A 9,523-nucleotide genomic window follows, 5' to 3' on the forward strand; every position below is an offset into this window, starting at 1 on the left:
TATGAATTAACACTTGTTTTCCTTAGACATTTGCACTATAATAGGGTGTTATTAGGGCTTTCTTTCCTTATGTTGAAAAAGAAGGCAGATTTTTGGAGATAAGAAGTCGTGTTTGAATGTTCAGGAGCTTGATTTAACGATTTCTTACTAAAGGGAGATAGATATGGCAATGATAGAAGTGGAACATCTTCAGAAAAATTTTGTGAAGACTGTTAAGGAACCGGGCTTGAAGGGAGCCTTGCGCTCCTTTATTCATCCTGAAAAGCAGACCTTTGAAGCGGTCAAGGATTTAACCTTTGAAGTTCCAAAAGGGCAGATTCTAGGCTTTATCGGAGCTAATGGTGCTGGGAAGTCGACAACCATCAAAATGCTAACAGGGATTTTGAAACCGACATCTGGTTTTTGTCGGATTAACGGCAAGATTCCCCAGGATAATCGCCAAGATTATGTCAAGGATATTGGAGTCGTTTTCGGACAACGTACCCAGCTATGGTGGGATTTGGCACTGCAAGAGACCTACACGGTTTTGAAGGAGATTTACGATGTGCCAGACTCGCTTTTCCATAAGCGTATGGACTTTTTGAATGAAGTTTTGGATTTGAAGGAATTTATCAAGGATCCTGTGCGGACTCTTTCATTGGGTCAACGGATGCGGGCGGACATTGCGGCTTCCTTGCTTCACAATCCCAAAGTTCTCTTTTTAGATGAGCCGACTATTGGTTTGGATGTGTCGGTCAAGGATAACATTCGACGTGCTATCACCCAGATTAATCAGGAGGAAGAGACAACTATTCTCTTGACCACTCACGACTTGAGCGATATTGAGCAACTCTGTGATCGGATTTTTATGATTGACAAGGGGCAGGAGATTTTTGATGGGACGGTGAGCCAGCTCAAGGAGACATTTGGCAAGATGAAGACTCTCTCCTTCGATCTGACGCCAGGTCAAAGTCATCTCGTCTCTCATTATGAAGGCTTACCTGATATATCCATTGATAGACAAGGAAATAACCTGACTATTGAATTTGATAGTTCCCGCTACCAATCAGCTGATATTATCAAGCAAACCTTATCTGATTTTGAAGTCCGTGATTTGAAGATGGTAGATACGGATATTGAAGATATTATCCGTCGCTTCTATCGAAAGGAGCTCTAAGATGGTCAAATTGTGGAGACGTTATAAACCCTTTATCAATGCGGGGATTCAGGAGTTGATTACCTATCGAGTAAACTTTCTTCTTTATCGGATTGGCGATGTCATGGGGGCTTTTGTGGAATTTTATCTCTGGAAGGCTGTCTTTGATTCCTCGCAAGAGCCTTTGATTCAGGGCTTCAGTATGGCGGATATCACCCTCTATATCATCATGAGTTTTGTGACTAATTTATTAACTGAGTCAGATAGCTCCTTTATGATCGGTGATGAGGTAAAAGATGGCTCTATTATCATGCGCTTATTAAGACCAGTCCATTTTGCGGCCTCTTATCTTTTCACTGAGCTTGGGTCAAAGTGGTTGATTTTCATCTCTGTTGGCCTGCCGTTTTTAAGTGTTATTGTCTTGATGAAAATTTTATCTGGGCAAGGGGTTATGGAAGTGCTGGGATTAACCATTCTTTATCTCTTTAGCTTAACGCTGGCTTATCTGATTAACTTTTTCTTTAATATCTGTTTTGGTTTTTCAGCATTTGTGTTTAAAAATTTATGGGGTTCTCAAGTATTTAAGGCTTCACTAGTATCCTTTATGTCAGGAAGTTTGATTCCTTTGGCTTTTTTTCCAAAGGTGGTTTCAGATATTCTCTCCTTCTTACCTTTCTCATCCTTGATTTACACTCCGGTCATGATCATTCTTGGGAAATACGATACCAGTCAGATTCTTCAGGCACTTTTGCTTCAGCTTTTCTGGCTTATAGTGATGGTGGGCTTGTCTCAGTTGATTTGGAAGCGAGTCCAGTCATTTATCACCATTCAGGGAGGTTAGTATGAAAAAATATCAACGCATGCATCTGATTTTTATCAGACAGTACATCAAGCAAATCATGGAATACAAGGTAGATTTTGTGGTTGGTGTGTTGGGAGTCTTTCTGACTCAAGGCCTGAACCTCTTGTTTCTCAATGTCATCTTTCAACACATCCCCTCGCTAGAAGGTTGGACCTTTCAAGAGATTGCCTTTATCTATGGATTTTCCTCAATTCCAAAGGGATTAGATCATCTCTTTTTTGACAATCTCTGGGCTTTAGGTCAACGACTAGTTCGAAAAGGGGAGTTTGACAAGTATCTGACTCGTCCTATCAATCCTCTCTTTCACATCCTCGTTGAGACCTTTCAGATTGATGCCTTGGGTGAACTTTTGGTCGGTGGAATTTTACTAGCGACAACGGCGACTAGCATTGCTTGGACTCTTCCCAAATTCCTGATTTTTCTAGTTTGTATTCCTTTTGCGACCTTGATTTATACTTCCTTGAAAATTGCAACAGCCAGCATCGCTTTTTGGACCAAGCAGTCAGGTGCCATGATTTACATTTTCTATATGTTTAATGATTTTGCCAAGTACCCGATTTCCATTTACAATTCGCTCCTTCGTTGGTTAATTAGCTTTATTGTGCCTTTTGCCTTTACGGCCTACTATCCTGCCAGCTATTTCTTGCAGGGCAAGGATGGACTCTTTAATATTGGTGGTTTGATTCTGATTTCTCTCATCTTCTTTTGCATCTCTCTGAAACTCTGGGATAGGGGATTAGACGCTTACGAAAGTGCAGGTTCTTAATAGCAAAAATTGGACCAAATCATGAAAGGATTTTATGATGTTTGTAATTGAAGAAGTGAAAGATGCCAATCAAAAAATGGCAGTTGTCGCTGAAGTTTTAAAGAATTTGCCAGAATGGTTTGGAATACCAGAAAGTACGCAAGCCTATATCGAAGGAGCCAAGGACTTGCAAGTGTGGGCTGCCTATCAGGAGAGTGATTTGGCTGGATTTGTAAGCTTATCATATTCTAGTGAAGATTGTGCAGAGATTGACTGTCTCGGAGTAAAAAAAGCTTATCAAGGTAGAGGAATTGGTAGTCAGTTACTTGCTACTTTAGAAAGTGAAGCACGTAAAAACGTTGATTATTTACAAGTGAAAACAGTAGCAGAAGGCTCTAATAAAGATTATGACCGAACAAATGTCTTTTATCGCAGTCTTGGTTTTAAAAAATTAGAGATTTTTCCGCAACTATGGGGACCCCAAAATCCTTGTCAGATTTTAATTAAAAAGATAGATTAAGAATCCCTTGACATCCTTCCTTATAGTGCTATACTATAAGTGGATTCGCCGATTTAGCTCAGTTGGTAGAGCACCGCACTCGTAACGCGTAGGTCACAGGTTCGATCCCTGCAATCGGCATAAGAAAGAGCAATAAAATAAATATTATATTAGTTTATTAGAATCATCAACACTCATCAAAATGAGGAGGAGTATCATGAACAAGAAAGAACGGATGAAACATGTTGAGAAGACCCACGGTCGAAAAGCAACTGCATCGAAATTGGCAGAAGCCTCCTCTACAACTAAAAATATAAAAATGTATATCAGTCTTGCCTTAACAGCACTAGTTATAATCATTGTTGCTAGTATCTTTTTAAATTCACCTAATCTCAAGCAAGAAGCAAATCAAACTTCTTCCTCATCTAAGACTGAAGAGACGACAAGAAGTCAGGGGAAAGAGGAAGAAAAGGATAAGGCAAAGGAAGAGGAAATTCAAAAACTAAAGGAACAATTGTCTGATTTGGATACCAAGATTTCAGAATCAGAGCAGCTCGTTAATCAATTAAAAAAAGAAGCTTCTGTTCCAAAATTAGATCTTGAAGCCCTCAGAAGTAATGATTTATCAAGTTTAGAGGGTACTTGGCGGACACAGTCTGGTAATGAATATGTCATTAACGATTCAGGGGAAGTCCAATCTTCTTGGATATACAATGATCAAAAGCATGAGTCTATTGTTGGATTGAAAGTATCAAAAAGTCAGAATGATCGTAACTCAGAAACAGTAGCCCTTGGCGCTTGGGCAAAAGGTTCTCAGGCGGGAGGGTTTGTGGTAGTCGTTGTACCAAGTGGGGTTGTCATGGAACCTGGTGATGATGGTAAAATAACAGACAATTCCAATCACACTGAGGACAGACTCTTTGCAGGACAACAATATGAAGGGATGTTGATGCATCCAGAAAATGTTTACTATCGTGTTAAACCAGATACGAGCCAATTAGAATCAGAAGAGAAGAATTTAACGAAATTGAAAGCTGATCGTGATGCCATCAAATCAGCTTTAGAGTCTAAAGAATAATGAAAAATGAATGAAAAGAAGCCAACTAAGGCTTCTTTTTTTGAAAAGTTTTGACCACATAGCCTGTGATGTCGACCACATAAGCAAAAGCTATTGTTGACTATTTTTATTTCTGTTATAGTAGTAACTGTCAAAGGGAGCAAAGCTTCCAACAAAATAGAAAATGAGGTCGTATCATGAAAAAAGTATTAGGTATTGGATTTTTAGTTGTTGCAGTAGCAGTTTTGTATTTTGGCTTTGTTGGATGGCCGAGTTTGGATGTTAACATCTGGGCACTCTTTCCAGTAGGTCTATTTCTGTTTTTCACTCTTGAAAATCTAGTAAAAAAAGATTACAAGGCCAGTCTCATGAGCTTAATTATTGCCTTTATCATCGCTAATGCCATTCTTGATATCTTGCCACTTTCAAGTGGGTTGGTAATCGGTGCTGGTGTTCTGGCTTGTGTGGGAATTGGTTTTCTCTTTCCTGAAGCCAACAAGTTAGAAGAATAATATAAAAAATCTCGAGGTTTCTCGAGACTTTTTCTTTATTGACCTGCGTAATATTTTTGAATTCCTTTGACAATACCTGCAACCAATCTGTTTTGGTAGGCGTCACTGCGGACTTGTTGATTTTCATTGAAATTGTCAATATAGCCCAATTCCAATAGAACAGCTGGTTTATCAGTTTCTCGAAGAACAGCAAAACTACTTTGTAGGAGTCCTGCATCCTTAGCACCAGTTTCAGCTAGTAGTGAAGAGTGGATATCTGCCGCGAGGCGATTACTTTCACTGATTCGGTCAGGGTGGTTATGCCAGTACGGATTGATTTTAGAAGGATAACCAGCAGCTTCTTCATAAGAATAAGTCTGAATCCCAGCTCTATTTGAAGCTGGATTACCACTAGCATTGAAGTGAATACTAATAAAGATATCTGAGTCAGTCTTATTAACCATTCTTGAACGTTCGGTGACAAAGTCTACAAAGACATCACTGTCTCTTGAAGAAAGAACAGTATAGCCGAGTCCTTCAAGCTCCTTGCGTAGCTTTTGGTAAACTTGCATATTCAGTTCTTTTTCGGTGATGTTATAATAAGATGCACCGGGATCTTTACCACCATGACCTGGATCTAGGAAGATAATATTGTTATATTTCCCCTTTTCAAAACCACGACTTACAGAAGTTTCACCAATCCATTTCCCATTGCTTTGGAATTGATGAGTTTGTCCATCAATTTTATGGGTTCCTGTAACATAGACTCCATTGTCATCTACATAGTAGCGGGCTTTATAGAAGCTGTCGTCAATCCATTCGCTCTTAGCCATGTAGCCACCTGCCTTGAGGTAGTAGGAGCCAATCCATTCACGTTCTGCGTAAGCACCACCAGATTTCAAGTAGAACCAGCTATCATAGTTTTTATCGAAAATCCATTCTTTTTCAGCCATGGCCCCGCTAGCTTTTAGGTAGTAGCTACCTTGCCATTGGTTACTTGCCATAGTAGCATCTTTGTTAAAGTAGTACCAGGTACCACTGATTTTATCCCACTTGTTTTTGATTAATTTACCAGAAGCAAGGGCATAGTACCATTGTCCATCTTGTTTTACCCAAGAACTCTCAGCCATGGCACCACTATTGGTAAACAGATAGTCGTCAAAAATTGTGTTGCTGAGCATGACTCCGTCTTGATCAAAATAGTACCAGACACCACCGATTTTTTCCCATTTTTGTTGAGAAATTTTTCCATAAGCATTAGCGTAATACCATTTATCTTGGAGTTTACTCCAACCAGAATCGACCATGGCCCCGCTACTAGTCAGGATATATCCGTCAAAAATAGTATCACTCAGCATGATGCCATCTTTGTTGAAGTAGTACCATTTTCCGTGGATTTTTTTCCAGTTAAGAACATGGGCATTGTTTTCATAGAAATGCCAGTGGTTTTCCTCTAATACCCAACCTTCTTTTTGAACTTCTGGAGTCTTGTCTTCTTCTTTCTTAGTTGGATTTGTTGTTTGATTGGCATTTGCTTCAGTTGAAGCTTCAGTTTCCTTGGCTGGGAGACTGTGTTTCTCCACTTTGTCAGTAGCGGTTTCACTGTGTGTTGTTTCTACTGGGGTTGACTGTGCTTGGTTTTCCTCAGCATAGCTAAGATTGGTGGTTAGACCAAAAACTGAAAGCGTAATGGCACTTGCCAAGAGCGTTTTTTTCACTTGATTTATCTCCTATACATTTTTTATAATCTTTTTTAAAAATCTCATTAGAAAAGCGCCTCAGACGGAACATTTAGTGACCAAGATCGAGGTGCTGGTGAGCTATATTGTAATAGTTGACTATTTCATCATGAAAATTTGAACAATCATGATGATATAGATGAGCAGTGTTAGTAAAAATCCAGCTCGCCAAAAGAATTTAATAAATTTGGGATAATAAAAGCTACGTCTTTTGTTTAAGAAGAAAAAGACTAACACAATTGCTAGTATTGATAAGGCTATTCCCAATACGGGAAGTTGATTGTGTGTAAACATCTTAGCCGTTATCAAATAATATTCAAATATCAGAAAAGGAAAAGCTAAATCAGCAGCATTGACGCCCCTTTTCTTTAACTTAAAGAGTCTGCTTAAAATAATCGCCAGAGCTAAGGTTAGTACCAAAAGCAAGATGGAAGCAAGTTTCATTAAAATCATACCATTATTGTATCATAAAATTTTGAGAATAGAAAAGTAAATTCCTTGATTTATCACTGTTTTAGCAAAAAATCATTGGTAAGAAACAGATTTTATAATTCCTGCTGGAATAGAATGAATTATGTGTTTTCTACGATGATAGTTTGAACTCTCAATATAAATCTTTTTTATGTTCACCATAGAAAATATATATTAGTCAGAAGAGAAGAATAGTAGTAGAATGAGTAGCAAATAAAACAAAGGAGTTTCTTATGAAATTAGTTACGTTATGGTCAAAACTCTCACTAGGAATCCAATTATTGGTGGCTTTGGTCTTGGGTGTTATCGCTGCGGTCATCTGGCCACAATTTGCAGGCTTTTATCAATTTTTAGGACAAGCCTTTATTAAATTGATCAACATGGTCATCATCCCATTAATTTTCCCAACTATCGTTGTTGCAGTAGCCGGTGTTATCGGGAAAAAATCTTTTGGAAAAATATTGACCAAGAGTTTGTTTTACTTTTTCGCAGTAACAACTGCAATTACTCTTTTGTTTGTATTTGCTAGTTACTATTTAGGATTTGGTCAAGGAGTGAATATCGGTCAAACTGGTGGGAATCTTGATGGAATTGCCAATAATGTCAAATTTAGCGAATTTTTGCTTGGTTTTATTCCATCAAACATCGTTAAATCTCTTTCAGATGGCGCTTTATTACCAATTATCGTGTTTGCTATCTTTCTTGGTTACGGAATTGGGAATCTTAAGTCTGAGAAAGCTCAGAAGATTATCGAAGGTTTCCAAATCTGGATTGAGGCCATCTACAAGATTGTTACAGTGATTGTCAAACTTTCACCGATTGGCATTTTTGGATTTATCGCAAAAGATGTTGCAACTACTGGCCTTGACAAATTGATTGGACTTGGTCAATTTGTAATCGGAACTTACTTGGCTTATGCTGTATTGGTTCTCCTTATTTTCCCTTTGATCGCTCTATTCTTTAAAGTACCGTATTTGTCAGCCTTTCGTGAAAATTGGAGTCTTTTGACTCTGGCCTTTGTTACTGGTAGTTCTAGTGTTGTCTTGCCATCACTTCTTAAAGATTTGAAAAAACAGGGGCATGACGAGCATACAATTGATTTAGTTGTTCCTTTAGGATATACTTTTAACTTAGAAGGAGCAGCGGTTTATTTCTCAGTAGCGACAATTTTTATCGCCCACGCCTATGGTATACAATTTTCTTTATCAAGTCTCTTGTTTACTGTTTTATTGTTGACTTTGATTGGAAAAACTGCAGCAACTGTGCCATCAGGAGCTATCGTAGTTCTATTAGCTGCAGCACCTCAATTGGGCTTGCCAGTTGAAGGAGTGGCCTTGATTTTTGCAGTTGATTTCTTTGTCAATGCTGGCCGTACCATGATCAATGTTCTGGGTCAAATCTTAACAGTCAGCGTTATCGAAAAAACAGAAGGATATATTTTAGAAGAAGAAAAGGAAAGCCAATTATCAGTCAGCTTTTCTTAAGGAGATATGAGTAATGAGTGAAGCAAAAGTTTATGTAATCCATGAGAATCTTGAATGGACCCAGCATTTGGTCAAATGGTTGGAAGAACTAGAAGTCCCTTATGAACTATGGGATCTGTCTAGTGGGATTTTAGATTTGCAAAGCCCACCGCCGCAAGGTATCTTTTACAATCGCATGTCTGCATCTTCTCATACCAGAGGTCATCGCTATGCACCAGAATTTACAGAGCAGGTGATTACTTGGCTAGAAGCACACGGACGCAAGGTTGTGAATGGTACTGGTGCTATCAACCTAGAAATCAGTAAAGTTAAACAATATTTAAAGTTAAACGAGTCGGGTATTGAGACTCCTGCAACAGTTGCAGTTTTGGGTCAAGAAAATATCATTGAAGCAGCCAGAAAATTTAACATCTATCCTTTGATTACCAAGCACAATCGAGCAGGTAAAGGCTTAGGAGTTCAACTCTTCCAAAATGAAGAAGAACTTGAAGCCTATGTCAATAGTCCCCTCTTTGAACCTTCAGTGGACGGGATTACCTTGCTACAAGCCTACATAAAACCAAGTGATGGACGTATTCGTCGTTCAGAGTTTATCAATCAGAAGTTTCTCTACACTGTTTCAATCGACTCTTCAGATGGTTTCCAACTTTGTCCAGCAGATGGTTGTCAAATCGGCAAGAGACCAGAACAACTAGAAACGTCTGAGAAATTCCAGATTACAGAACCTCTACCAGATGACCGAAGAGAAGCTTATGAGAATTTCTTGAAAAATGCTCAGATTGAAGTTGCGGCGATTGAATGGGTTCAATCAGAGAGTGGAGACATTTATGTCTATGATGTAAATACCAACACCAACTACAATCCTACCGCAGAAAAAAATGCCAATATTTTTGCTCACCAACATTTGGCTCACTATCTAAAAACAGAATTGCAAGCCTTGACTAGTGGACAATAAGGTAACTAATTCAAAAATCCCCCAGTATCAAATGACTGGGGGATTGATTTGTTTATACTCTTCGAAAATCTCTTCAAACCACGTC

At 38.7% G+C, this 9,523-nt stretch carries 10 protein-coding genes and 1 tRNA gene; 9 read left to right on the forward strand and 2 right to left on the reverse strand.

Translation table 11 applies throughout. The annotated features are described in order from the left end of the window. Window positions 1-163: 163 nt before the first annotated feature. The 7 genes from HMPREF2795_RS03560 (at window position 164) to HMPREF2795_RS03590 (ending at window position 4,810) form a co-directional block, all read left to right on the forward strand. Window positions 164-1,156, forward strand: coding sequence for an ABC transporter ATP-binding protein (locus HMPREF2795_RS03560; protein WP_001240803.1), 993 nt, complete (start codon window positions 164-166; stop codon window positions 1,154-1,156). A gap of 1 nt (window position 1,157) precedes the next feature. Then, the gene (locus HMPREF2795_RS03565; RefSeq protein ID WP_000240155.1) at window positions 1,158-1,976 is read left to right on the forward strand and encodes an ABC transporter permease; all 819 of its coding nucleotides are present in this window, start codon (window positions 1,158-1,160) and stop codon (window positions 1,974-1,976) included. A gap of 1 nt (window position 1,977) precedes the next feature. Beyond that, complete coding sequence (locus HMPREF2795_RS03570) at window positions 1,978-2,763, forward strand: ABC transporter permease (RefSeq protein WP_000760746.1); 786 nt, start codon at window positions 1,978-1,980, stop codon at window positions 2,761-2,763. 37 nt (window positions 2,764-2,800) lie between these two features. Further along, complete coding sequence (locus tag HMPREF2795_RS03575; RefSeq protein WP_007554548.1) at window positions 2,801-3,262, forward strand: GNAT family N-acetyltransferase; 462 nt, start codon at window positions 2,801-2,803, stop codon at window positions 3,260-3,262. 47 nt (window positions 3,263-3,309) lie between these two features. Continuing rightward, a tRNA-Thr gene (locus HMPREF2795_RS03580) sits at window positions 3,310-3,382 on the forward strand. Between the two features lie 76 nt (window positions 3,383-3,458). After that, window positions 3,459-4,319, forward strand: coding sequence for a DUF6287 domain-containing protein (locus HMPREF2795_RS03585; RefSeq protein WP_001034418.1), 861 nt, complete (start codon window positions 3,459-3,461; stop codon window positions 4,317-4,319). A 176-nt stretch (window positions 4,320-4,495) separates the two neighbouring features. Then, window positions 4,496-4,810 carry a hypothetical protein gene (locus HMPREF2795_RS03590; RefSeq protein ID WP_000756544.1) on the forward strand — a complete coding sequence of 105 codons (315 nt, stop codon included), beginning with the start codon at window positions 4,496-4,498 and terminating at the stop codon, window positions 4,808-4,810. A gap of 35 nt (window positions 4,811-4,845) precedes the next feature. Here HMPREF2795_RS03590 and HMPREF2795_RS03595 read toward each other — a convergent pair whose 3' ends face one another. Both HMPREF2795_RS03595 and HMPREF2795_RS03600 read right to left on the reverse strand, forming a co-directional pair. Beyond that, window positions 4,846-6,507 carry an N-acetylmuramoyl-L-alanine amidase gene (locus HMPREF2795_RS03595; protein WP_000751993.1) on the reverse strand — a complete coding sequence of 554 codons (1,662 nt, stop codon included), beginning with the start codon at window positions 6,505-6,507 and terminating at the stop codon, window positions 4,846-4,848. A gap of 120 nt (window positions 6,508-6,627) precedes the next feature. After that, complete coding sequence (locus tag HMPREF2795_RS03600; RefSeq protein WP_007554599.1) at window positions 6,628-6,981, reverse strand: DUF3397 domain-containing protein; 354 nt, start codon at window positions 6,979-6,981, stop codon at window positions 6,628-6,630. Window positions 6,982-7,232: 251 nt separating this feature from the next. Between HMPREF2795_RS03600 and HMPREF2795_RS03605 the strand changes: the two genes are divergently transcribed. Both HMPREF2795_RS03605 and HMPREF2795_RS03610 read left to right on the forward strand, forming a co-directional pair. Continuing rightward, window positions 7,233-8,483, forward strand: a complete 1,251-nt coding sequence (locus HMPREF2795_RS03605) for a dicarboxylate/amino acid:cation symporter (RefSeq protein WP_000780336.1) — start codon at window positions 7,233-7,235, stop codon at window positions 8,481-8,483. Window positions 8,484-8,496: 13 nt separating this feature from the next. Then, entirely contained in the window at window positions 8,497-9,438 is a 942-nt protein-coding gene (locus HMPREF2795_RS03610; protein ID WP_075228246.1) for an ATP-grasp domain-containing protein, read from the forward strand. Window positions 9,439-9,523: the final 85 nt, after the last annotated feature.

The organism is Streptococcus sp. HMSC056C01, assembly GCF_001811305.1.
Classification (GTDB): domain Bacteria; phylum Bacillota; class Bacilli; order Lactobacillales; family Streptococcaceae; genus Streptococcus.

Excerpts from the sequence above, each read along its gene's own strand:
- HMPREF2795_RS03600 (WP_007554599.1), bottom strand. The coding sequence starts at position 6,981 with ATGATTTTAATGAAACTTGCTTCCATCTTGCTTTTGGTACTAACCTTA.
- HMPREF2795_RS03570 (WP_000760746.1), top strand. The coding sequence starts at position 1,978 with ATGAAAAAATATCAACGCATGCATCTGATTTTTATCAGACAGTACATC.
- HMPREF2795_RS03575 (WP_007554548.1), top strand. The coding sequence starts at position 2,801 with ATGTTTGTAATTGAAGAAGTGAAAGATGCCAATCAAAAAATGGCAGTT.
- HMPREF2795_RS03585 (WP_001034418.1), top strand. The coding sequence starts at position 3,459 with ATGAACAAGAAAGAACGGATGAAACATGTTGAGAAGACCCACGGTCGA.
- HMPREF2795_RS03565 (WP_000240155.1), top strand. The coding sequence starts at position 1,158 with ATGGTCAAATTGTGGAGACGTTATAAACCCTTTATCAATGCGGGGATT.
- HMPREF2795_RS03560 (WP_001240803.1), top strand. The coding sequence starts at position 164 with ATGGCAATGATAGAAGTGGAACATCTTCAGAAAAATTTTGTGAAGACT.
- HMPREF2795_RS03610 (WP_075228246.1), top strand. The coding sequence starts at position 8,497 with ATGAGTGAAGCAAAAGTTTATGTAATCCATGAGAATCTTGAATGGACC.
- HMPREF2795_RS03605 (WP_000780336.1), top strand. The coding sequence starts at position 7,233 with ATGAAATTAGTTACGTTATGGTCAAAACTCTCACTAGGAATCCAATTA.
- HMPREF2795_RS03590 (WP_000756544.1), top strand. The coding sequence starts at position 4,496 with ATGAAAAAAGTATTAGGTATTGGATTTTTAGTTGTTGCAGTAGCAGTT.